Source organism: Pseudomonas sp. HN2 (assembly GCF_020736465.1).
GTDB classification, from domain to species: domain Bacteria; phylum Pseudomonadota; class Gammaproteobacteria; order Pseudomonadales; family Pseudomonadaceae; genus Aquipseudomonas; species Aquipseudomonas moraviensis_A.
In genome coordinates, this window is sequence record NZ_CP085885.1 from 1,519,704 (window position 1) to 1,542,433 (window position 22,730).

The 22,730-nt window shown below is 60.2% G+C and carries 24 protein-coding genes and 1 tRNA gene; 17 read left to right on the plus strand and 8 right to left on the minus strand.

What is annotated here, in order from left to right:
* Positions 1–18 precede the first annotated feature (18 nt).
* Together LIS66_RS06665 and LIS66_RS06670 are read right to left on the minus strand one after the other, a co-directional pair.
* Entirely contained in the window at positions 19–492 is a 474-nt protein-coding gene (locus tag LIS66_RS06665; protein ID WP_227973854.1) for a peroxiredoxin, read from the minus strand.
* Between the two features lie 10 nt (positions 493–502).
* Positions 503–1,063, minus strand: a complete 561-nt coding sequence (locus tag LIS66_RS06670; protein ID WP_042607411.1) for a glycine cleavage system protein R — start codon at positions 1,061–1,063, stop codon at positions 503–505.
* Positions 1,064–1,391: 328 nt separating this feature from the next.
* On the opposite strand from LIS66_RS06670, the gene dapA reads away from it, so the two are divergent.
* The 8 genes from dapA to LIS66_RS06710 all read left to right on the plus strand — a co-directional run bounded on the left by dapA (position 1,392) and on the right by LIS66_RS06710 (position 8,276).
* The gene (gene dapA / locus LIS66_RS06675) at positions 1,392–2,270 is read left to right on the plus strand and encodes a 4-hydroxy-tetrahydrodipicolinate synthase (protein WP_083353369.1); all 879 of its coding nucleotides are present in this window, start codon (positions 1,392–1,394) and stop codon (positions 2,268–2,270) included.
* A 17-nt stretch (positions 2,271–2,287) separates the two neighbouring features.
* Positions 2,288–3,403 (plus strand): outer membrane protein assembly factor BamC, encoded by a 1,116-nt coding sequence (bamC, locus tag LIS66_RS06680; protein WP_042607413.1) that lies wholly within the window; start codon positions 2,288–2,290, stop codon positions 3,401–3,403.
* A gap of 6 nt (positions 3,404–3,409) precedes the next feature.
* Entirely contained in the window at positions 3,410–4,171 is a 762-nt protein-coding gene (locus LIS66_RS06685; protein WP_042607414.1) for an MBL fold metallo-hydrolase, read from the plus strand.
* Between the two features lie 28 nt (positions 4,172–4,199).
* Complete coding sequence (gene purC / locus LIS66_RS06690; protein WP_016771262.1) at positions 4,200–4,913, plus strand: phosphoribosylaminoimidazolesuccinocarboxamide synthase; 714 nt, start codon at positions 4,200–4,202, stop codon at positions 4,911–4,913.
* Between the two features lie 84 nt (positions 4,914–4,997).
* Positions 4,998–5,087 (plus strand) — tRNA-Ser (locus LIS66_RS06695).
* Positions 5,088–5,206: 119 nt separating this feature from the next.
* Positions 5,207–6,562, plus strand: a complete 1,356-nt coding sequence (gene chrA, locus LIS66_RS06700; protein ID WP_227973855.1) for a chromate efflux transporter — start codon at positions 5,207–5,209, stop codon at positions 6,560–6,562.
* 242 nt (positions 6,563–6,804) lie between these two features.
* Positions 6,805–7,689, plus strand: a complete 885-nt coding sequence (locus LIS66_RS06705; protein WP_064362567.1) for a manganese catalase family protein — start codon at positions 6,805–6,807, stop codon at positions 7,687–7,689.
* Positions 7,690–7,766: 77 nt separating this feature from the next.
* Complete coding sequence (locus tag LIS66_RS06710; protein WP_042607417.1) at positions 7,767–8,276, plus strand: ferritin-like domain-containing protein; 510 nt, start codon at positions 7,767–7,769, stop codon at positions 8,274–8,276.
* Between the two features lie 48 nt (positions 8,277–8,324).
* On the opposite strand, the gene LIS66_RS06715 is transcribed toward LIS66_RS06710, so the two are convergent.
* Complete coding sequence (locus tag LIS66_RS06715) at positions 8,325–9,314, minus strand: ribonuclease Z (protein WP_227973856.1); 990 nt, start codon at positions 9,312–9,314, stop codon at positions 8,325–8,327.
* Positions 9,315–9,532: 218 nt separating this feature from the next.
* Here LIS66_RS06715 and LIS66_RS06720 point away from each other — a divergent pair, with 218 nt between their 5' ends.
* The 3 genes from LIS66_RS06720 (at position 9,533) to LIS66_RS06730 (ending at position 12,429) form a co-directional block, all read left to right on the plus strand.
* Entirely contained in the window at positions 9,533–11,110 is a 1,578-nt protein-coding gene (locus LIS66_RS06720) for a histidine kinase famiy protein (protein WP_227973857.1), read from the plus strand.
* A 91-nt stretch (positions 11,111–11,201) separates the two neighbouring features.
* Positions 11,202–11,432 (plus strand): hypothetical protein, encoded by a 231-nt coding sequence (locus tag LIS66_RS06725; RefSeq protein WP_064362564.1) that lies wholly within the window; start codon positions 11,202–11,204, stop codon positions 11,430–11,432.
* Between the two features lie 19 nt (positions 11,433–11,451).
* A complete protein-coding gene (locus tag LIS66_RS06730) occupies positions 11,452–12,429 on the plus strand; it encodes an SDR family oxidoreductase (RefSeq protein ID WP_227973858.1) in 978 nt (325 codons plus the stop codon).
* 16 nt (positions 12,430–12,445) lie between these two features.
* On the opposite strand, the gene LIS66_RS06735 is transcribed toward LIS66_RS06730, so the two are convergent.
* Together LIS66_RS06735 and LIS66_RS06740 are read right to left on the minus strand one after the other, a co-directional pair.
* A complete protein-coding gene (locus tag LIS66_RS06735) occupies positions 12,446–12,967 on the minus strand; it encodes a DUF4142 domain-containing protein (protein WP_227973859.1) in 522 nt (173 codons plus the stop codon).
* A 161-nt stretch (positions 12,968–13,128) separates the two neighbouring features.
* The gene (locus tag LIS66_RS06740; RefSeq protein ID WP_016771242.1) at positions 13,129–13,320 is read right to left on the minus strand and encodes a YegP family protein; all 192 of its coding nucleotides are present in this window, start codon (positions 13,318–13,320) and stop codon (positions 13,129–13,131) included.
* Between the two features lie 202 nt (positions 13,321–13,522).
* Between LIS66_RS06740 and LIS66_RS06745 the strand changes: the two genes are divergently transcribed.
* Together LIS66_RS06745 and LIS66_RS06750 are read left to right on the plus strand one after the other, a co-directional pair.
* Positions 13,523–14,452 carry a LysR substrate-binding domain-containing protein gene (locus LIS66_RS06745; RefSeq protein ID WP_042607421.1) on the plus strand — a complete coding sequence of 310 codons (930 nt, stop codon included), beginning with the start codon at positions 13,523–13,525 and terminating at the stop codon, positions 14,450–14,452.
* A 159-nt stretch (positions 14,453–14,611) separates the two neighbouring features.
* Positions 14,612–14,977, plus strand: a complete 366-nt coding sequence (locus LIS66_RS06750) for a 5-carboxymethyl-2-hydroxymuconate Delta-isomerase (RefSeq protein WP_042607422.1) — start codon at positions 14,612–14,614, stop codon at positions 14,975–14,977.
* 3 nt (positions 14,978–14,980) lie between these two features.
* On the opposite strand, the gene LIS66_RS06755 is transcribed toward LIS66_RS06750, so the two are convergent.
* Entirely contained in the window at positions 14,981–15,916 is a 936-nt protein-coding gene (locus tag LIS66_RS06755) for a LysR family transcriptional regulator (protein WP_042607423.1), read from the minus strand.
* Positions 15,917–16,092: 176 nt separating this feature from the next.
* Complete coding sequence (locus LIS66_RS06760) at positions 16,093–17,265, minus strand: cyanate transporter (protein ID WP_227973860.1); 1,173 nt, start codon at positions 17,263–17,265, stop codon at positions 16,093–16,095.
* Positions 17,266–17,665: 400 nt separating this feature from the next.
* Between LIS66_RS06760 and LIS66_RS06765 the strand changes: the two genes are divergently transcribed.
* The 4 genes from LIS66_RS06765 (at position 17,666) to LIS66_RS06780 (ending at position 21,940) form a co-directional block, all read left to right on the plus strand.
* A complete protein-coding gene (locus LIS66_RS06765; RefSeq protein WP_042607425.1) occupies positions 17,666–19,315 on the plus strand; it encodes a phosphoethanolamine transferase in 1,650 nt (549 codons plus the stop codon).
* A gap of 163 nt (positions 19,316–19,478) precedes the next feature.
* The gene (rnd, locus tag LIS66_RS06770; protein WP_064362548.1) at positions 19,479–20,612 is read left to right on the plus strand and encodes a ribonuclease D; all 1,134 of its coding nucleotides are present in this window, start codon (positions 19,479–19,481) and stop codon (positions 20,610–20,612) included.
* The gene (locus tag LIS66_RS06775) at positions 20,609–20,902 is read left to right on the plus strand and encodes a YcgL domain-containing protein (protein ID WP_041478850.1); all 294 of its coding nucleotides are present in this window, start codon (positions 20,609–20,611) and stop codon (positions 20,900–20,902) included. Before rnd ends, LIS66_RS06775 begins: the two co-directional genes overlap by 4 nt.
* A gap of 105 nt (positions 20,903–21,007) precedes the next feature.
* Positions 21,008–21,940 (plus strand): D-2-hydroxyacid dehydrogenase, encoded by a 933-nt coding sequence (locus LIS66_RS06780; protein ID WP_016771233.1) that lies wholly within the window; start codon positions 21,008–21,010, stop codon positions 21,938–21,940.
* Between the two features lie 123 nt (positions 21,941–22,063).
* Here the strand turns inward: LIS66_RS06780 and LIS66_RS06785 are convergent, their stop codons facing one another.
* On the minus strand, positions 22,064–22,657 hold the full coding sequence (locus LIS66_RS06785; protein WP_042607428.1) for a nitroreductase family protein: 594 nt from the start codon (positions 22,655–22,657) through the stop codon (positions 22,064–22,066).
* Positions 22,658–22,730: the final 73 nt, after the last annotated feature.

Here is a 22,730-nt window from a genome sequence, read left to right on the forward strand (position 1 = left end):
AAAGACGCAACAGAAACCTCAGGCTTTATTCAGAGCTTCAGCTGCCGCCAGCACGGCATCAACATGCCCCGGCACTTTCACGCCACGCCATTCCTGACGCAGCACGCCGTCCTTATCAATCAGGAATGTGCTGCGATCGACGCCCAGGTATTCCTTGCCATACAGCTTCTTCAGCTTGATCACGTCGAACAACTGGCAAACCGCCTCGTCCTTGTCGCTGATCAGCTCGAAGGGGAATTGCTGCTTGTCTTTGAAGTTTTCGTGCGACTTCAAGCTATCGCGGGAAATGCCGAAGACTTCGGTGTTGGCAGCCTTGAAAGCCGCATATTGATCACGAAAGCCCTGACCCTGAGTGGTGCAGCCTGGGGTGCTGTCCTTCGGGTAGAAGTAGATCACCACTTGCTTGCCCTTGAGTTCGGACAGGCTGACGGTCTGCCCGCTGGTCGCAGGCGCGGTGAAATCCGCAACCGGTTGGTCGATGACAACGGCCATGAAAGCTTCCTTACATTGGGTTTTGTGGGCGCCAGGGCTCGATCAGGGCATCCAGGTTCATTGCGTCGGCGAAGTCGAGGAACTGATCGCGCAGCCAACTGATCTGGGTGCCGGCCGGCAGAGTCACGGTGAACGTGGCGTTGAGCATGGTGCCGCCGGTCTGGGGCGCCTGGTAGGTGTCGCAGGTGAGGTTTTCCAGTTCGACGTTGTGGTCCATGAAGAACTGGCACAGCTCATTGATGATGTCCGGGCGATAGGCCGAGCTGACGTACGCCACGTAAGGCAGGGCCTGCGGACGATTTTCCAGGGCCGCGCTGCGCACCACGTTGACGGTGAACGCATGACGCTTGGCCAGCAGCGGCAGGCTGCCTTCGAGGCGCGCCAGGGCGTCCCAGCTACCGGAAACTTCCAGCACCAGGGCACTGCACTCGCCGTGGCGGGTCAGGCGGGAGGTGACGACGGCGCAGCGGTTTTCATGGCTGGCGCGGCACAGGACGTTTGTCAGCTCCATGGGGTTGGCGCCGAGGGCACTGATGACAAGGAATTGTTCGCGAACTGTGGGGGTGGACATGCAGCATTCCTAAAGCGATGAGCGGTCGGTAGGTTGACGGGCGTTGCTGGTCGGGAGTGCCTGTTCTGGCGGTCCGTATAAAGAGACCCGGCCTGCACTCGCGGCTCGCTCCACTGTGCGGGAGCGCGTCGATGCGACGCAGGAACGGGGCCTGGGAGGCCGAAAAGGGAGGCTGGAACCCGGCGTACAAGCTGATCTGTACCGATCAAAGTCTGAAGGGTAGCGAAAAGCGGCGCCAAGGGGAATGGCGGCGGCGCAGTACTTCGCTTGTGCAAGCATCTTGGCGCCAGTACCATTACCGCTCTCTTTTTCCGGCAGGAGCGGTTTCATGATTGCGGGCAGTATGGTGGCACTGGTCACTCCCATGGATGCACAAGGGCGTCTTGACTGGGACAGCCTCAGCAAACTCGTGGACTTCCACCTCAAGAACGGCACCCATGCCATCGTCGCCGTCGGGACTACCGGCGAGTCGGCCACCCTTGATGTAGAAGAGCACATCGCCGTCATCAAAGCCGTGGTCAAACAGGTTGCCGGGCGCATTCCGGTCATCGCTGGCACCGGCGCCAACTCGACCCGCGAAGCCGTCGAACTGACCCGCAACGCCAAGGCCGCCGGCGCCGATGCCTGCCTGCTGGTGGTTCCTTATTACAACAAGCCGACCCAGGAAGGTCTGTACCAGCACTTCAAGCACATCGCTGAAGCGGTCGACATTCCGCAGATTCTCTACAACGTTCCCGGCCGCACCTCCTGCGACATGCAGGCCGAGACCGTGATTCGCCTGTCCAGCGTGCCGAACATCATCGGCATCAAGGAAGCCACTGGCGATCTGAAACGCGCCAAAGCGATCATCGATGGCGTGAGCAAGGATTTCATCGTGTTGTCCGGCGATGATCCGACCGCAGTCGAGCTGATCCTGCTCGGCGGTAAGGGCAACATCTCGGTCACCGCCAACGTCGCCCCGCGCGAAATGGCTGACCTGTGTGAGGCCGCGCTGAAAGGCGACGCCGACACCGCACGCGCAATCAACGAAAAACTGATGCCGCTGCACAAGGACCTGTTCATCGAAGCCAACCCGATTCCGGTGAAGTGGGCTTTGGTCGAAATGGGCCTGATGCACGAAGGCATCCGCCTGCCACTGACCTGGCTGAGCACTCCTTGTCATGAAACGCTGCGCTCGGCCCTGCGCCAGTGCAGCGTCCTGGTTTAATTGAGGAAGTACAACGCATGAAGCGAATGGCCGGACTTTCCGCACTTGCCTTGATTATCTCCAGCACCAGTGGCTGCGGATGGGTCTGGGGGCCGGAAGGTTATTTCCGCGACCGTGGAAGCGATTACCTGCAAGCGCAACAGACTGCACCGATGCAATTGCCACCGGATGTGAGCACTGCCAAGCGTCTCGATCCGCTGTTGCCGATCCCGCGCAACGTGGCCGACGACACCGCGACCGGCGAATACGTGGTTCCGCGTCCTCAGCCGCTTTCGGCGGTTGCCGATGCCACCGATTACTCGCTGCAGAAAAGCGGTGATTCGCGCTGGGTCGTGGCTCAGCATCCACCGGCCGAAGTCTGGCCAGTGGCGCTGCAGTTCTTCCAGGACAACGGTTTCCGTCTGGATGAACAGCGTCCGCAGACCGGTGAGTTCACCACCACCTGGCAGCACTCCGACGAACTGTCCGCTTCGATGGCCAAGCGCCTGAGCGCGGCCGGTATCGCCAGCGACAGCGAAACCCGCGTGCGCGTACGCATCGAGCCGGGCGTGCAGCGCAACACCAGTGAAATCTACGTGGTCAGCGCCGAGCGTCCTGCCGGCAGCACCGCCGACGTGGCTTTCACCAACCGTTCGGTCAACACTGGCCTGGACGCTGCGCTGGTCGACGACATGCTCGCGAGCATGAGCCGCACCTCCGAGAAGGGTGGTTCGGTGTCGATGCTGGCCTCGCGTGATTTCGATGCGCCGAGCCGCGTCAGCCTCAGCGAAGACGGCAGCGGCAACCCGGTGTTGAACGTCGGTACCGATCTGGACCGCGCCTGGTCGAGCGTCGGCCGTGCGCTGGAACAGGGCGAATGGCGCGTTGAAGACATCAACCGCAGCCTGGGCCTGTACTACATCAACCTGGCCGAAAAAGCCGAGAACAAAGACGACAAGCCTGGCTTCTTCAGCGGCCTGTTCGGCAGCGCGCCGAGCAAGGAAGAAGTCGAAGCCCGCGCCGAGCGTTATCAGGTTCGCCTGAGCAAGGTGGGCGAGAACATCCAGGTCACCGTCGAAAAGAACATCAACACCGTCGCGCCGGCCGATGTCGCGCGTAAAGTGCTGAGCGTGATTCAGGACAACCTGGGCTGACCCGATATGCGTTTTGCCGTTCTCGGCAGCGGTAGCCAAGGGAACGGCACGCTGATCGCCAGTGCCGATACGTACGTGCTGGTGGATTGTGGTTTTTCCCTGCGGGAAACCGAAAGACGTCTGTTGCGCCTGGGTGTGCACCCGGCGCAACTGAGCGCGATACTCGTGACCCACGAACATGCCGACCACGTGCATGGCGTGGGTTTGCTGTCTCGGCGCTACAATCTGCCGGTGTACCTCAGTCGCGGCACGCTGCGCGGGATGCGCAAACCGCTTGAACCGGCAGGCTTTCTGGCCGGCGGCGAGCAGATGCAGATCGGCGCACTGAACGTCGGGGTCATTGCCGTGGCCCATGACGCGCAGGAGCCGACCCAGTACGTCTTCAGCGATCAGGAACAGCGGCGCTTCGGCCTGCTGACCGACCTGGGATCGTTTTGTGAGCGGGTGCTGGATGGCTACCGGGACCTCGATGCATTGATGATCGAGTCGAACCATTGCCGCGACATGCTCGCCCGTGGTCACTACCCGTACTTTCTCAAGCAGCGGGTGGGCGGCGAACGCGGACATCTGAACAACCATCAGGCGGCATTCCTGGTGGCCGAGTTGGGCTGGCAGGGCTTGCAACACCTGGTCCTGGCCCATCTGAGCAGCAAGAACAACCTGCCGCAGCTGGCCCGGCAATGTTTTGTCGACACCCTCGGGTGCGACCCGGACTGGCTGCAACTGGCCGATCAAGATTCAGGGCTCGACTGGCGCCACATCGCCTAGCCCACCTACTTAGCAAGCGGAGCCCATCATGGAAAAACGTGAAGAACTCTACCGCGGCAAAGCCAAATCGGTTTACAAGACCGACGACGCTGACCGCTTGATCCTGCTGTTTCGCAACGACACTTCGGCGTTCGACGGCAAGCGCATCGAACAGCTTGATCGCAAAGGTATGGTGAACAACAAGTTCAACGCCTTCATCATGCAGAAACTCGAAGCGGCCGGCGTACCGACCCAGTTCGACAAACTGCTGGGCGACAACGAATGCCTGGTGAAGAAGCTCGACATGATCCCGGTCGAATGCGTCGTGCGTAATTACGCCGCCGGCAGCCTGGTCAAGCGTCTGGGCGTCGAGGAGGGCATGAAGCTCAACCCGTACACCTTCGAACTGTTCCTCAAGGACGACGCCAAAGGCGACCCGTTCATCAACGAATCCCACGTCGTGGCGTTCGGTTGGGGCACCGCCGAGCAACTGGCGCGCATGAAGGAACTGTCGCTCAAGGTCAACGAAGTCCTGAGCAAACTGTTCGACGACGCCGGCCTGCTGCTGGTCGACTTCAAGCTTGAATTCGGCGTGTTCAGCGACGGCTCCATCGTCCTCGGCGACGAGTTCAGCCCGGACGGCTGCCGTCTGTGGGACAAGGACACCAAGAAGAAGATGGACAAGGACCGCTTCCGCCAGGGCCTCGGTGACGTCATCGAAGCCTACGAAGAAGTCGCCGCTCGTCTGGGCGTACCGCTTTAATCGACGCAAGCATCTGATAGCACGGAAAAAATTTCGTTTGGGGGGTTCGCAACCAACGAAAGTGTTGTTATGATGCGCGCCGTTGGAGAGATGCCAGAGTGGCCGAATGGGACGGATTCGAAATCCGTTGTACCTTCACCGGTACCTAGGGTTCGAATCCCTATCTCTCCGCCATTATTGAACAAGACAAAGCCCCCGTAATCATTGCTGATTACGGGGGCTTTTTCGTTTCTGGCGTTTTGTTCGCGACGCTTTTCGGGTACAACCTGCCGACTGCACAAAAGGACAGCTCGATGAGTGAAGTTCAGCCGTTGGCGGGTGGTGGCGAGGTGAAGCCGCAGGCCGTGAGTTTGCGCGAGGCGTTCTGGTTCTGGTTGAAGCTGGGGTTTATCAGTTTCGGCGGGCCGGCCGGGCAGATTTCGATCATGCACCAGGAGTTGGTCGAGCGGCGGCGGTGGATTTCCGAGCGGCGTTTTCTGCATGCCTTGAACTATTGCATGTTGCTGCCCGGGCCGGAGGCGCAGCAGTTGGCTACCTACATTGGCTGGTTGATGCATCGAAGCTGGGGCGGGATTGTGGCCGGTGCGTTGTTTGTGTTGCCGTCGCTGTTCATCCTTATTTTCCTCTCTTGGCTGTACATCGCTTTCGGTGAAGTACCGGTGGTGGCCGGTTTGTTTTATGGGATCAAGCCTGCGGTAACGGCCATTGTTGTGCAGGCGGCGCATCGCATCGGTTCGCGGGCGCTGAAGAACAATTGGCTGTGGGCGATTGCGGCGGCGTCGTTTACCGCGATTTTTGCGCTCAATGTGCCGTTCCCGCTGATCGTGCTGGGCGCGGCGGTGATCGGCTACTTCGGCGGTCGACTGGCGCCTGAGAAGTTCAGGGTCGGCGGGCATAGCGCGGCGAACAAGTCTTTCGGCCCGGCATTGATCGATGACGACACGCCATCGCCAGCACATGCCCGATTCAGTTGGACGAAACTGGCGATGCTCGCCGTGATCGGCGCCGCGCTATGGGCATTGCCGATGGGCGTGTTGACTGCGCTGTTTGGCTGGCATGGCACGCTGACGCAGATGAGCTGGTTCTTCACCAAAGCTGCGCTGCTTACCTTTGGCGGGGCGTATGCGGTGCTGCCCTATGTCTATCAGGGCGCCGTCGGTCACTACGGCTGGCTGACGCCGACGCAGATGATCGACGGCCTGGCGCTGGGCGAAACCACTCCCGGACCGCTGATCATGGTAGTGGCGTTTGTCGGGTTTGTCGGGGCTTATGTGTCGCAGGTGTTTGGCGCCGATCAGGTGTTTCTCGCCGGCGCGGTCGCCGCTGCGCTGGTGACGTGGTTCACCTTTCTGCCCTCATTTCTGTTCATCCTCGCCGGCGGTCCGTTGGTGGAGTCGACCCACGATGAACTCAAATTCACTGCACCGCTGACCGCGATCACCGCCGCGGTGGTTGGGGTGATTCTCAATCTGGCGTGTTTCTTCGGCTACCACGTGCTCTGGCCGCAGGGCTTCAGCGGCCGCCTGGATTGGCCGTCGGCATTGATTGCCATTGCCGCGGCCATTGCGCTGTTTCGCTTCAAGCGCGGGGTGATTCAGGTGCTGCTGGGCTGTGCGCTGATCGGGTTGCTGGTGCATTTGCTGCGTTGACCCAGGTGGGCCCAGCCAGTTCGAATCGCGGACTGACAACCCGATCTTTTGTCATTGGTTCCATTTAACCAAGTGCGAGTCGTACCAGCGGCAAGCCGCCGTTTCACTTGCCCGTACGGTTCGAACCATTTGTCCTGTTACCGCAAATTTTTTGAAATTTCCCCAAAGACAATGCTTCACAAAAGGGTAGGCAGGCTTTCACCCGACGACTTGCCACGCTTATCCGACTGAGGAGATTTGTCATGTTTCTACATAACAAGCGACTTCAATACACCGTTCGTGTTGCCGAGCCCAATCCGGGGCTGGCAAATCTGTTGCTCGAGCAATTTGGCGGCGCACAAGGTGAACTGGCGGCGGCTTCGCGCTATTTCACTCAAGCCCTGGCCGAGGAAGATCCGGGACGCAAAGACCTGCTGATGGACATCGCCACTGAAGAACTCAGTCACCTGGAGATCATTGGCTCGATCATCGTCATGCTCAACAAAGGCGCAAAAGGCCGGATGGCCGAAGGCGTCGAGCAGGAGGGCGAGCTGTATCGTTCGCTCAATGGCAACGGCAATGACTCGCACATCACCAGCCTGCTCTACGGTGCCGGTTCACCGTTGACCAACTCGGCCGGCGTGCCGTGGACAGCGGCGTACGTCGATACCATCGGCGAGCCCACCGCCGATATGCGCTCCAATATCGCTGCGGAAGCACGGGCGAAAATCGTCTATGAGCGCTTGATGAACGTGACCGATGACCCCGGCGTGAAAGAGGCGCTCGGCTTTCTGATGACCCGCGAGATTGCCCACCAGTTGTCTTTCGAAAAAGCCCTGCACTCGATCCAGCCCAACTTCCCGCAAGGCAAGCTGCCGGGCATGCCGGAGTTCACCAACGTGTACTTCAACATGTCGCAAGGCACCGAAAGCATGCGCGGTCCGTGGAACCAGGGCGACGATTGGGAGTTTGTCGAAGACCCGACGCCAGCAGTCGACGGCGGCGATGGTCTGGCCACCGTGCAACTGGACAGCGCCGACGAAGCGCTGCTGGAAAACATGAAGATGCGCACCATGTCCGACCCCAACAGCGAGCCCGTCACTGGAGCGGATCTGGGCTCCGGCGCGCAAGCCAAGCCTGGGTTGTGAGGCACGTGGGGCGCGCCTGACATGCGACGGCGCGCCCCGGTTGATCATTGGGAAATCATCAAGAAGAGGACTCGACAATGGCTACTCCACAGGAAAATCTGCTCGACTGGCTGCGTGACGCCCACGCCATGGAGCAACAGGCCGAGCAGATGCTCAAGGCGCAGTCCAAGCGTCTGGAGCATTACCCGAAGCTCAAGGCGCGCATTGATCAGCACATCGAAGAAACCCTCGGCCAGCAGAAACTCATCGATGAATGCCTGCAACGTCTGGGCGGGGATTCGTCGACGATCAAAGACCTGGGCGGCAAGCTGATGGCGTTCGGTCAGGCCGTCGGCGGCTCCTTGATGAGCGACGAGGTGATCAAGGGCGCCATGGCCGGTTATGTATTCGAAAACATGGAAATCGCCAGTTACACCGTGCTTATTGCAGCGGCGAAAGCGGCGGGGGACAAGCAGACACAGAAGGCCTGCGAAAAGATTCTGCCGCAGGAAGTGGCCATGTCCGAATGGCTGCTCAAGCACCTGCCGCAACTGACCGAAGCGTTTCTCGAACGCTCGGCGGATCCGGACAAGGAAGCCAAGAAGTAAACCCGCGTGCCAGCGTCCGCCTGTCAGCCGGGCGGACGCGGTAGCGGATTATGGCGCGACCTGCAGCGGTTTGCGCTCAGTCGCCACCGGCTGCAAATGTCCCGACCGATCCAGGTGATAACGCTGCAGGTCACGCGCCAGAATCAGTTGGCCGTGATACAGCGACGCCGCTTCACTACGCACATCTTCGATCGACGGACTCAAAGCCGGATTGGCCTGATAGCGGGCGCTGAAATGCGTCAGCACCAGATTGCGTACGCCGGCGGACTCGGCAAAACCGGCGACAGCGGCGGCGCTGCTGTGGCCGTAACTGGCGCGAGCGCGGTCGATCGCTGCTTGCACAAATGTCGCTTCATGCACCAGCACATCTGCCGATTGCGCCACTTCGGCCAGCAGTGCCGGGCGATCGTTATCGCCGCAGACAATGATGCGCCGATCAGGTCGTGAGCTGAGCAAGTAATCCCGCGCATGCAACAACTGACCGTTGTGCTCTACGTCCTGACCATGGGCCAGCTGACCCCAGAGCGGGCCGCGCTCTATGCCTTCGGCCTCGAGGCGCTGCACGTCCAGACGCGGCTCCGGATCGGACTCGGTAAATACATAACCATGACACGGCACACGGTGGGACAGCTCGACGGTCTGCACTTGAACGTTGACGTTGCGCCACTCTGTGAGCGTTTCCACGGCGTGCAGGTTGATCTCAAAGGGCAAGTGCGATTGCGTCACCTCAAGGCTCATTCTCAGCCACGGATGCAGCGCTGTCGGCAGCACAATATCCAGCGGCCGCGTGCGCCCCGACATGCCCGTGCTCGCCAGCAACCCCGGCAGGCCGAGGCAGTGATCGGCGTGCACGTGAGTGATGAAAATCCCCCGCAGCTCGCTCAGCGACAGCGGTGTGCGCAAAACCTGATGCTGGGTGCCTTCACCGCAATCGATCAGGTACCAGCCCTTGCCCGCAGACGCGATCAATGCCGTGGCGCTGACATTGCGCTGGCGGGTCGGCACGCCGGCTGACGTGCCCAGAAACAACAAATCCACGGTGGTTCTCCCTGGCGGTTCGGATTTGACTATGCAGGCTGCCGAACGCGATAACCGCGTGCAGTGCTCGGTGTGCTTTCGACAATCAGCGACACGCTTCGGATCCCTCGACAGTCTGCGGCAACTCATCGGACACCTGCGCTGCCGGCGTTCGATCGCGGCACTCCGATCGGTGATGGTGGTCTCAGCGAAACGGAAGTAACTCAGCGGAGGTCAACTTGCCTAGAAATTCCAGGCCGATCGTCGACCGAGCCGATGTGGCGGTCCTTTCGCAAGAGCGCAAAGATGTGTTCTTCGCGGCGGTGCAGGTCAGCCGCATGGCCATGATCGTCACCGATCCTGCGCAGGCCGATGATCCCATTATTTTTGCCAACAATGCCTTTCTTGAACTCAGTGGCTACGAGCGGGAAGAGGTGCTCGGGCGCAACTGCCGATTTCTGCAAGGCGAGCAGACCGATCGCGCCGTGTTGCAACAGGTCAAACAAGCGTTGAAACATCACCACGAAACCTGCGTGGAAGTGCTCAACTATCGCAAGGACGGTTCATCGTTCTGGAACGAGCTGTTTATCGCGCCGTTATTCAACGAGCGCGGGCAACTGGTGTATTTCTTCGCCTCGCAAATGGACGTCAGCCGACGCCGTGACGCCGAGGACGGTTTGCGTTACAGCGAGAACATGGAAGCACTGGGGCAGTTGACCGGTGGCATCGCCCACGATTTCAACAACCTGCTGCAAGTGATGATCGGCTACATCGAGCTGATCCAGCACACCGCTAAACGCCCGAGCATCGACCCGCAGCGCATCGTGGTCGGCGCTGGTCACGCCCGTGCGGCGGCGGAAAAAGCCCGTCTGCTGACTCAGCATCTGCTGGCGTTTTCCCGGCGGCAACGGCTTGAGGGCCGGGTGATCAATCTCAATGCCTTGCTCGAGCGGTCAACGCTGCCGGCGCCGGAATCCTGCGATCCGGAGCCGCAATTCGAGTTGGCCGAGGATTTGTGGAATTGCCGCCTCGACCCGGCGCAGGCGGAGATGGCGCTGAACCATTTGCTCTCCAACGCCTGCGATGCGCTGGTTGACCAGCAGCAACCTACGATCACCGTGCAGACCCGCAACGTCGATGTACCGGATCCGACGGATCCGCATCAGGGCGGACTGGCGGCGGGGCGTTACGTCTGCATCGCGGTTGCCGATAACGGCGTGGGCATAGCCGCCGACGATCTCGACAAAGTGATGGAGCCTTTTTTCACCACCAAAGAAGAAGGCAACGGTGCCGGTCTCGGGCTTTCGATGGTCTACGGCTTCGTCAAGCAATCCGGCGGCGTGGTCAAAATCGAATCGACGCCGGGACTCGGCACTACGGTGCGCCTGTTCTTCCCGGCGGACGACAGTCAGCCATCGGCAAGTGGTGCGCCTTACGCCGCCGAAAACCTTAAGGGCACCGAGCGCATCCTGATCGTCGAGGACCGCGCCGAAGTCGCTGAACTGGCGCGCTTTGTATTGTCTGAACAGGGTTATCACACTGACCTCGTTGCTGATGCGAGCGAGGCACTGGCCGTGTTGCAGAGTAGCGAATACGACCTGGTATTCACCGACCTGGTCATGCCCGGCGAGATGAACGGGCTGGCACTGGCGCGGGAGGTCAGCCAACGCTATCCGGCCATTAAAATCCTGCTCACGACCGGGTACTGCGCGGACGAGTCGACGCCGGATGTGCTGACTGACAATGAATTCGAATTGATCGCCAAGCCCTACGCACCGGTGGACCTGTTGCGCAAGCTGCGCTCGATGCTCGATTAAAAAAACGAACTGTCGTCGTGCGGCAGGCGTCCATCCTTAAGACCCCATTGAGCAACCAGTGAGGGGACTGATCCCCGAGGAGATGTTGGTCATGAGCGATTACCCGATGGACGAAACCGATTCCGATCACCGCAACCGTCAGTTCGGCCAGGCGCTGGGGCTGGACGCCGACGAGGTCGAGCTGTGGGTCAGCGCGATCGAGGAGGACGGCAGCGGCATGGGCTATGTCGTGCATTTTTCCAGCGAAACGCCGGTGGATGTGCTGGCCAAGGTGCAGGGGCTGGGTGACGACCTGATGATCAATATCGGGCCGATTGACTGAGCGTCAACGAGGACGGTTCATGCAGGAGCAACCTTTGGTGGTGATAAGCGGCGCCAGTGCTGGCGTCGGGCGCGCAGTGGCGCATCGGTTTGCCGCTGGCGGGTATAGCATCGGCTTGCTGGCGCGCGATCCCGCAGGATTGGCCGCTACGCAACAGGAGCTGGAAATGTATGGGGTCGAGGTGGCTGCCGTCAGCGTCGACGTTGCCGATGCGCTTGCCGTGCAGGAGGCCGCGCAGCAAATGGAAGCGAGGCTCGGGCCTTTGACGGTCTGGATCAATGCGGCGATGGTCACAGTGCTCTCGCCGATAGAGCAATTGTCCGCCGCCGAGATTGAGCGCGTCACCCAGGTGACCTATCTCGGCACCGTCCACGGCACGTTGGCAGCGCTGTCGTTGATGCGCGCGCGCAACAAGGGGCTGATCATTCAGGTCGGCTCGGCGCTGGCATATCGCGCCATTCCGTTGCAGGCCGCTTACTGCGGGGCAAAATTCGCCGTGCGCGGTTTTACCGACGCGTTGCGCTGCGAGTTACTGCATGAGCGCAGCGGTATCCGCGTGTGCATGGTGCAATTGCCGGCGATCAACACGCCGCAGTTCGACTGGGCACGCAACAAATTGCCCAGACGCCCGCAACCTGTGCCGCCGATCCATGACCCGGACGTGGCAGCGCGAGCGATTTTCAGCGTGGTCAAACACCCGCCGCGAGAGTTGTGGCTGGGATGGTCGACGATCAAGGCGATCGTTGGCCAGTCGGTCATGCCAGGTTTGCTGGATCGTTTGCTGGCGCGCAGCGCCTGGACCGGTCAGCAGACCAGTGAACCTGAGGACAACGAGCACCCGGACAACCTGTTCGAAGCGCAGCCAGGTTTACATCAGACTCGTGGCCGCTTCGTCGGCCGTTCCAAGGAGGCGGCGCTGGCGTTCACCTCGACCCAAGTGATGGCGGTATCTGCGGTAATCGCCGTATTGGTGGGTGTGATTCTTTTGCAGTTTTGATCGTTCCGCGGTTCGCTCAAGGGTTGACGGACTTGAGCGCGCCCGCTGACGGTTTGAGTTTTTCCTGCAGATCCCGAGCAGTTTTCGCCTGTTTCTCAATGCCCGGCAAGGCTGCTTGAGCGAACGCCTTGAGCTGCGGATCTTGCGACGACATGGCTTCTTTCTTGAACAGCATCAGCTTTTGCTCGAGGGTTTCGGCTTGGCTGTCGATGTAGATGCGATCGAAGGAATCGTCCCGAGACTCGAGGCGCAGTTGCTTGGCTTTCGAGGCTACTGAAGGTTCTGTCGGCACCGCCATGCGTTGGCTCTCCCCCAGCTGCCGGAGCTGTTTATCGAAACGCTCATGGTCGGCAATCATTTGTCTGGCGAACGCTTTGACCTCGGGCAGGGTGGCTTTTTCCAGCGCGATATGTGCGCTGTTGTTCTGGAACAGGCTCTGCTGGGCCGCTTCTTCGACGAAAGCATCGAGGGTGTCCGCGTGGCCGGGCTGGGCGCTCAGGGCCAGTATTGCAAGGCAGATTGCGGCAAGTGATTTCATCGCGCGTAACCTCTGCGGGATCAATGGACGGTCAGGTGCATGGCAGCAACAATTGCAGCACATGCACCTTTGATGAGCATAGCGGATGAGTATTCAAGCAACCGTTCTGAATGGCGACCAACGGCCCGTCTTTCCAGAAACAACAAGGACCGTCGCCTGGCTCAAATCTCCTTGATCGGCGTCTCGCCCTGTACGGCTTTGATCAGGTTGATCACATGCAGGCAATCGGCCTTGTTCACGTACGACTCACCACTGGCTACCGTCTCGTGGTTGCGCGCACGCAGGCGCCAGCGCCATTGGCCTTTGCCGGTGCTCGGGGTGCCTCGGGTTTGTCGGTAGATTTCGAAATACATACGGTTCGCTCCCTGCGATCGATAGGCGCGCCAACCTGTGTGGCGCATCGACGCAAGCCTAGCGCAGAGGGTTTTTTTGGCTATCGCGGATTTGTTTCCAATCGTTCGCGGATGTTTCTGCAACGCTGTCTCGGAAACGTTTATGGACGCAATGCCCAAGGCCTTTCTACACTGCCGCTATTCCGGGGAGCAGGGGCAGTGGATGAACCGCAATGAACTTCGCAAGGCCGACATCAACCTGATGGTGGTGTTCGAGACTCTGATGCTCGAACGCAACGTTACCCGCGCCGCGGAGAAGCTGTTCCTCGGCCAGCCGACCATCAGCTCGGCGCTCAACCGTTTGCGCACGATGCTCAACGACCCGCTGTTCATCCGCGTCGGTCATCGCATGGAACCGACGGCCCGTGCCGAAGATATTTACCGCCATCTCAAACCGGCACTCGACTCGCTGTCGGCGGCGCTGAGCCTGACCCGCGATTTCGACCCCGCCACCAGCACCATGACCTTTCGCATCGGCCTGTCCGATGACGTCGAATTCGGCCTCCTGCCGCCGCTGTTGCGTGCTCTGCGCCAGGAAGCACCGAACGTGGTGTTCGTCGTGCAGCATGTCGATTACTGGCGGATTCCCGATCTTCTCGCGGCTGGCGATATCACCGTCGGCATCAGCCAGACCCGTGGCCTGCCGGCCAACGCCAAACGCAAACTGCTGCGACATATCCAGCCGAGCATCCTGCGCGCCGACGCCTCTGATACGCCGCTGACTCTCGACGAATATTGCGCTCGCCCGCATGTACTGGTGTCGCACACGGCCAATGTCAGTGGCTATGCCGATGAATGGCTGGCGGAGCTGGGCCGGACGCGCCAGGTGGTGTTGTCGGTGCCGCAGTACAGCGCGCTGCCGGCGCTGCTGGCGGGCACCGACCTGATCGCCAGCCTGCCGGACTACACCGCAGCGGCGATGGCGGCGTCCGGGGCGCTGTTCCAGGAACCGTTTCCGTTCAAGACGCCGACGCTGGACCTGTCGATGGTCTGGCTCAGCCATGTCGACAGCGACCCGGCCGAACGCTGGCTGCGTTCGCGACTGGAAGCATTCATGAGCGAACGGCCAACTGAGCGCCACGATCCCTTGTAGGAACTGTCGAGTGAAACGAGGCTGCGATCTTTTGATTTTGATCTTCAAATGAAGGATCAAAAGCTCGCAGCCTCGTTTCACTCGACAGCTCCTACAGAAAGTCCGCTCAGCGGCATGTGTTATACGTACGCCCCCGCACCCCCTGACTGGAGATCCGCAATGCCACACCTGCACATGGAATACACCGCTAACCTGACGCAGTTGAACGCCGACATTGCCCTGATCAGGCTCAACAACACCCTGGTCGGCTCCGGTCAGTTCGGGGCGGAGTTCGATATCAAGAGCCGCGCGATCAAGGTCGAACACTTCAAGGTCGGCACGGCTCTCGGCGAGCGTGCCTTCGTCCATGTGAAGCTGGCCTTGCTCAGCGGGCGCTCGGCAGAAATCAAGAAGCAGTTGTCGCAAAGCCTGCTGGCGGTGTTGCAGGAGCTCTGCGAATGGCCGGCCGGGCTCGAAGTGCAACTGTGCGTCGAACTGCTCGACATCGATCGCGAGTCCTACACCAAGACCGTGATCGGCATCTGAGGCTCAGGCGCTTTCCAGCTCGCTGCACACCTGAATCACCTGCTCGCGCAGCCAGACATTGGCGCTGTCCTGATCGACGTTCTGGCTCCACTGCATATCGAGGGTGAAGCCCGGCAAACCGTTGGGTGCCTCGCAGTGTTTGAATACCGCGTCGTTGGTCAGCAAACGCTGGATGCGCCGGGGCAGGGTGAGGATGAAGTCAGTGCCGGTGATCATCTTCAACGCGGCGCTGTAGCTGTTCGATCGCGCGACGATCTGGCGTTTCTGCGCCTGGCGCGCCAGCCAGCCGTCGACCATGTTGGTGCTCGATGTCCACGGCGTCGGGAACACATGCCGACGCTCGGTAAATGCTTGAAGGCTCAAACGCGGTTGCAATGGCGTGGCGCGCTTGTCGAAGACGCAGACCAGGTCATCTTCAAGCAACATCCGTGATTTCAGATCCGCATGCTGGCGGTGAAAGTGCGGGCCGAAACTGATCACCAGGTCGAGTGAGCCGTCGCGTAACTCATCGGCGGGCACGTCGGTTTCGAACTTGTGCATGTTGACCATCACCGGCAAATCGTCGAAGTCGAAGCGCTTCAACAGGCGCGGCAGGATCAACTGCTCGAAATATTCCGGGGCGCAGATGTTGAAGGTCACCGCCTGCCGGCTCGGGTCGAAGGCCGGTGCTCCGGCGTGGCAGAGGTTGATGCTTTCGAGGATCTTCTGCACATGGCCGTACATGCTGCAGGCCTTGTAAGTCGGGCGCATGCCCGTGCGGGTGTTGATGAACAATTCGTCTTCGAAACTGGTGCGCAGTTTCTTCAGGCAATAACTGACAGTGGACTGACTGACAAACAGGGTTTCCGAGACATCGGTGACACTGCTCTGCTCATACACAGCAACAAATACCATCAAATCCTGCATGTCGAGCTTGCGAAGCAAATTACTGTTCAGCATGAGTTCCGTCTCGCTGTGCCCCTTGCGCAGAATTCGCGCAAACGTGTGCGTACGATCCTAGCGGAACGATGGTGCCAGGAGAAACCCTCGTAGGACATTTCACGGACACATGTGGGACAGAAACTTTTAGTAACACGACGTTGCCTATTTCGTGCGGAAAAGATGGCCAGAGGCCTCTAGCCCGGGCAAGGCAAGTGACGTGTGTAATGGCGAGGATTGAAGCGCACGACCATCAGCAACATGCTCACCATCACCACAGTCAGCGCCCACCACGCGCCTTCAAAACTGCCCAGCCGATCACGAATTGTCCCTGCCAATAGCGGCGAGAGGCCAGCGATCAGGTAACCGATACCCTGCACAAATGCAGTGAGGCCACCGGCCTGCTGCGGGTCGTCGCAATGATCGAGCGCGACGATCAGGCTCATCGGAAACAGACCGCCAATACCCAGTCCCAACAGACACGGCCAGAGCAGGGCCAGCTGCGCCGGTGCGAGAATCAGCCCGCAGAAACCGCCGATGATCAGTAACAGCAGAGCCGCCAATATTGCGCGTCGATCACGGCTTCGGTTGGCAATCGCAGGCACCGCCAGGCCGGAAATGACCTCCATCGCTGTGAGAAAACCCAACAGCAGCCCGGCGTGTTGTTCGCTCCAGCCCTTTTCCACGTAGTACGGGGCGAGCCAGGCGAGGACACAGGTGTAGGACGCCGTACCGAGGCCAAAGAAAATCGCCAGCAACCAGGCGCGACGGCGGGTGATAACAGACTCCCGCTTGATCCCTCTTGATATGGCACGCGCGGGCTGTAGACACCAGACCAGCAAGGCGAGCACCGCCAGCCCGGCCCAAACGGCCAGCCCTGCGCGCCAGTTGCCGGTCTGCACCATCACCAGTGGCGCCAATGATGCGGCAATCGCCGCGCCGCCCATGATCGACGTCACGTAGACGCCCATGCATAACGCTACTTTGTCGGGAAAGCGCGACTTGATCAGCGCCGGCATCAACGCTTGAATCATGGCGATGCCGATGCCGGCCACTATGGCGCTGAGGATCAGCGCAAGAGCTGAATCGATAAACAACCGCGACAGCGTCGCCAGCCCGATGATCAGCAACGACAGCAGCACCGTGCGCTGTGCGCCGAAGCGCTGGCTGACGCTCAGGCCGAAGAACATCGCCAGCCCCATGGCCATGACCGGCAACATCGTCAGCAGGGAGGCAGCGCTGAAGCTCAACGGGATATCGCCACGGATCGCCGACAGCAACGGTCCCACGGCGGCCATTGATGGGCGCAGATTAAGTGCGACAAGGATGATCGCGAACATCAGCCAAGCGGCGGGGCGGTGATGATTCATCAGCAGGCCTTCGATTGCGGAAGCTGATGATTAGGCGTCGCGTCGCGCAGATCGGCAAATCAGAAAATCCCGCGCCAGACCTGAAAACTCGATAACACCGCATCCCCCTGTAGGAGTGAGCCTGCTCGCGATAGCGATGTATCAGATGAATAAATATTGACTGACACACCGCTATCGCGAGCAGGCTCACTCCTACAGGGGGCGTAGGTGGGCAATTAACTGAATGAAACCTGAACCATTCGCAAATACGCGCAAACTTCCAGAACAATGCCCGAAGGCAACTAATCATTAGCATATTTTTCACGAAAAATTGATCCATGGCTGCCTAAAGTTTGTCATGCCTCGGTGAATGAAATTTTCACAAGTGACGAGGCTCTTCTTTCAGGAACAGTCACTCATCATGTTGAAGTTAAAAGCCGTGCGCCCGGAATGGGTGACGTTGTTCGCCAGCGCCTTTTTGTTGCTCGGTTTCAACCTGGTGCTCTGGCAACATCTGTTCGAGATAACCGCTGCGGATGGCAAGGGCAGCGCCCTGCGCCTGGCGTTCGGCGTAATGATCTTCGCCGCGTTCAATATTGTCCTGACGTTGTTCGCTTTCCGCCCCCTGCTCAAACCGTTATTGACCCTGTTGTTTTTAATCAGCGCTGGCGTGGCTTATTTCATGAGCCAATACGGCGTGATGATCGATGCCGGCATGTTGCGAAACTTCGCTGAAACCAATGCGACGGAAGTGCGTGATCTGCTGTCGTTGAAGTTGTTTGCTTATATTGTCTTGCTGGGTGTTTTGCCCTGTTTGTTGTTATGGAAAGTGCCGGTCACTTATCGGCGCTGGCATCATGAGTTGTTCAGCAAAGTTATTGTCAGTGTCGCCTCTGCGGCGGTGATCGGTGGCGTGGCACTGGCCAACTATCAGGGGTTGTCTTCGTTGTTTCGCAACCATCATGAAATTCGCCTGATGCTGGTGCCGAGCAATTACATCGGCGCGTCCCTCGGCTACCTGCAAGAGCAAGTCGTCTCGGCGCAGCAGCCGTTCATCAAGATCGGCGTAGATGCCCAGCGCAATCCCGACTTGCAATTCCAGCCCCGCAAATCGCTGACCGTGCTGGTGGTCGGGGAAAGTGCGCGGGCGCAGAACTTCGGCATTCTCGGTTACGACCGGGACACCACGCCGCAACTGGACAAAGAGGCGGGGCTGATCGCCTTTACCGATGTGCATTCCTGCGGCACGGAGACCGCGGTCTCGGTGCCATGCATGTTCTCCAACATGGGCCGCAAGGATTACAACGCCAGCAAGGCCAAGAATGAAGAGGGTTTGCTCGATGTGCTCAAGCGCGCCGGCATCGATGTGATCTGGCGCGATAACCAGTCCGGCTGCAAAGGCACTTGCGACCGGGTCACGGTGCAGGATGTCAGCAAATTGCAGGACCCGGCGTTGTGCGCCAACAGCGAATGCCGCGATGAAATCCTCCTGCAGGGTTTGCAGAGCTTTATCGATCACCTGGATAAAGACACGGTGCTGGTTCTGCACCAGATGGGCAGTCACGGCCCGGATTACTTCAAGCGTTATCCCAAGGAGTACGAACACTTCACCCCGGTCTGTGAGAGTAACGCGCTGAATAATTGCAGCCGCGAAAGTATCGTCAACGGTTACGACAACACGCTGGTCTACACCGACCATGTGCTGGCGAGCCTGATCGATGTGCTGCGCAGCAATCAGGACAAAGTCGACACCGCCATGCTCTATCTGTCGGATCACGGTGAATCGCTGGGCGAATACAACCTGTTTCTGCACGGCACGCCGTACATGCTGGCGCCCGAGCAGCAGAAGCATGTAGCGATGCTGGCGTGGTTCTCCGACAGCTATCAGAAAGCCTACTCGGTCGATACGCATTGCCTGCAACTGAGCCGCGACAAGCCGCTGAGTCAGGACAACTTGTTCCACTCCATGCTCGGCCTGCTCGAGGTGCGCAGCAGCGTGTACCAGCCGGCGCTGGACATGTTTGCCGGCTGTCGCGGCGCGGTGATCGACGGCGTACTGGCCAAGCAGTGAGGCATTTCCTGCCCGTCGCGCTGATGCGACGGGCCTTTCTGTTTCCGCTGTCAGACTATTCTTGCTGGCAGGCAAGACATTTCCTTACAGCTCTTGCCCTTCAAAGGCGCGTAAATCGCCAGTGGCGATATATACTGCGCGCCATTCTTCAAGGGAGAGCCGTGTGGCTATCGATATTCACTGGATTCGCGACAACGAAAGCCTCGCGCAGTTTTGCGCTGAGTGGCAGCAACTGCCGTTCGTTGCCCTCGACACCGAATTCATGCGGGTCGACACCTTCTACCCGATTGCCGGCCTGTTGCAGATCGGCGACGGCAAACGCGCCTACCTGATCGATCCGCTGACCATCAACGCCTGGCAACCGCTGGCCGCGTTGCTGGAAAACCCGGCGGTCCTCAAAGTCCTGCACGCCTGCAGCGAAGACCTCGAAGTGCTGTTGCGCCTGACCGGCAGCCTGCCGGCGCCGCTGTTCGACACGCAACTGGCCGCCGCTTACCTGAACCTCGGTTTTTCCATGGGCTACTCGCGATTGGTGCAGGAAGTGCTCGGCATCGACCTGCCCAAGGGTGAAACCCGCTCCGACTGGTTGCAGCGTCCGTTGTCCGAAACCCAGATCAGCTATGCCGCCGAAGACGCCGTGCATCTGGCCGAGGTGTTCGTCGAGTTGCGGCCCAAGCTGTCCGACGACAAGTTCGCCTGGGTGCTGGAAGATGGCGCCGAACTGGTCGCCAACCTGCGCCGCGAAACCGATCCTTACGAGGTCTATCGCGAGGCGAAACTGGCGTGGAAGCTGTCCCGCGCGCAACTGGCCGTGCTGCGTGAGCTGTGCGCCTGGCGCGAAAAAGAAGCCCGCGCCCGTGACTTGCCGCGTAACCGCATTGTTCGTGAACACTCGCTGTGGCCCTTGGCCCGCACGCAGCCGGATAACCTCGCGGCGCTGGGCAAGATCGAAGACATGCATCCGCGTACCGTGCGTCAGGACGGCCAGTTTCTGCTTGATCTGATCAAGCGCTCTGGCAGTGTGGGCCCTGATCAATGGCCACCGGCAGTGCCGGAGCCGTTGCCGATCGAAGCTGCTGCGTTGATCAAGCAACTGCGCGCGCTGGGTCAGGCCGAGGCCGAACGCCTCGGGATCGCCCCGGAACTGATGCTGCGCAAGAAAACCCTCGAAGCCCTGGTCAAAAGCGGCTTCCCCGAGGGGCCTTACCAATTGCCCGATTCGCTGCGTGGCTGGCGCCGCGAATTGCTCGGTCAGAAGCTGCTCGACAGCCTGTCCACCGCCGGAGAACAGCCTTGAAACGTATTTGCTCCATCTACCAAAGCTCCAAGCGCAGCGGCATGTATCTCTATGTGCTCAAGAGCGATGCGCTCGAGCGCGTGCCGGAAGCGCTGATGACGGCTTTCGGCAAAGCGAAGCATTCCTTCGATCTGGTGTTGTCGCCCGAGCGCAAGCTGGCCAGCGAAGACATCACCGTGGTCCTGGAAAACCTCGACAAGCAGGGCTATCACCTGCAAATGCCACCGGCCGAGGACGAGTACATCGAGCACTTGCCCGAAGAGTTGCTGCGACGCAACGACCCGGTCTGACCCGCGAGGCCCTGTCCTGGGCCTCGGTTAACCCTGGAACTGTTTTTACCGCGATGGCCGGCTCGATCCCGGCGGCCGTCTGCACGGTTTGCGAAAGGTTTGAAGATGCGCGTTCTGATTGCCGAACACGACCACGCGATATACGCCCGACTGCTGCGTCAGGCACTGCCCGAGCTTGAAGTCCTGACCAGCGGCGACTCCGCCGAACTGGCGCGTCAGGCCGCCGATTGCCCGGTCTGGCTGGGCCAGCCGGACCTGCTGGCGACCCTGCTGCGCCAGGGCCATCAACCGCAATGGCTGCAATCGACCTGGGCCGGTATCACGCCGCTGCTCGCCGACGGCTTGCGCCGCGATTATCGCCTGACCCGTGCGGTGGGGATTTTCGGTCAGGTCATGGCCGAATACGTGCTGACCTACATCCTCGGCCATGAGCGCGAAGTGCTGGCGCGGCTGGTCAGCCAGGTCGAGCGCAAGTGGGACAACCGCAGCGGCCAGAGTCTGGTCGGGCGCAAGGTACTGATCGTCGGCACCGGTGACATCGGCCAGAGTGTCGCGCAATTTCTCCTGCCATTCGGCGTCGAGTTGTACGGCATCGCCAGCAGCGCCCGCGAACAGGCGCCGTTCGTCGAAGTCGGCGCGCTGGCCGATCTTCCGCGTCTGGTGGGCGAGGTGGATTACGTGGTCAACCTGCTGCCGAACACCGAACACACCCACGATATCTACGACGCGGCGCTGTTCAAGCAATTCAAGCCGACCGGGTTGTTCATCAACGCCGGGCGCGGTGTCGCGGTGGTCGATGCCGATCTGGTCGAGGCCTTGAAGGAAGGGCACCTGGCCGGTGCGGTGATTGACGTCTGCCGTCAGGAGCCATTGCCGCAACGCCATCCATTCTGGACCGCGTGGGGCTTGCTGCTGACCGGGCACAGCTCGGCACCAACGTCGCCGGCGCTGATGGTGGATTTGTTTGTCCAGAACCTGAAGGCGTATGAGGCGGGTGAGGCGTTGCGTGGGGAAGTGGATTTCACCCGCGGTTACTGATTCTGCGCGGTACCTCTTGTAGGAGTGAGCCTGCTCGCGATAACGGTGTCAGTCAACATTGATGTCGACTGACACGGCGTCATCGCGAGCAGGCTCACTCCTACAGTGGTTTTATGGCGTGGCTTATAAAGTGAAATCGCCCTCAGCCACCAGCTCGCTCAGCGGACGACGCGGGCTCGGCGTTTCGCGGGCTTGCAGGTACTCGGCCAGGGTTGCCTTGTCACCGAGCTTGCCCACCGCCACCGCCGCATGCAGGGCATATTCCTCAGGAATGTTCAGCTCCTTGCGGGTCAGCTCCTGATCGAAACCGGCCATGCCGTGGGTGTGCCAGCCGCTGAGGCTCGCCTGCAGCGCCAGATGGCCCCACGCCGAGCCGGTATCGAACGTGCTCCAAAGTGCTGGGGTTTCCTCGGTGGCTCCCGGTGCCACGAAAGTGGTCTTCGAAATCACGATCACCAGCGCTGAAGCATGCTGCGCCCAGCTGCGGTTGAATTCGTTGAGCAGGCCCAGATAACGCTGCCAGTTCTGCGTATCGCGGCGTGCATAGAGAAAACGCCACGGTTGCGAGTTGTACGCCGACGGCGCCCAGCGCGCGGCTTCGAAGAAGCTCAGCAAGGTCTCTTCAGGGATCGCTTCGCCGTTAAAAGCGCGGGGCGACCAGCGCTCGGTGAACTGCGGGTGAATGGCGTAATCGGCAACGCGAGGGTTGGCACTCATGCACGGATTCCTTGCAACGGATGGGGAGAAGTTCGCTGCAAAACCCTACTGGGCGGCGCTGGGGCTGACAAGC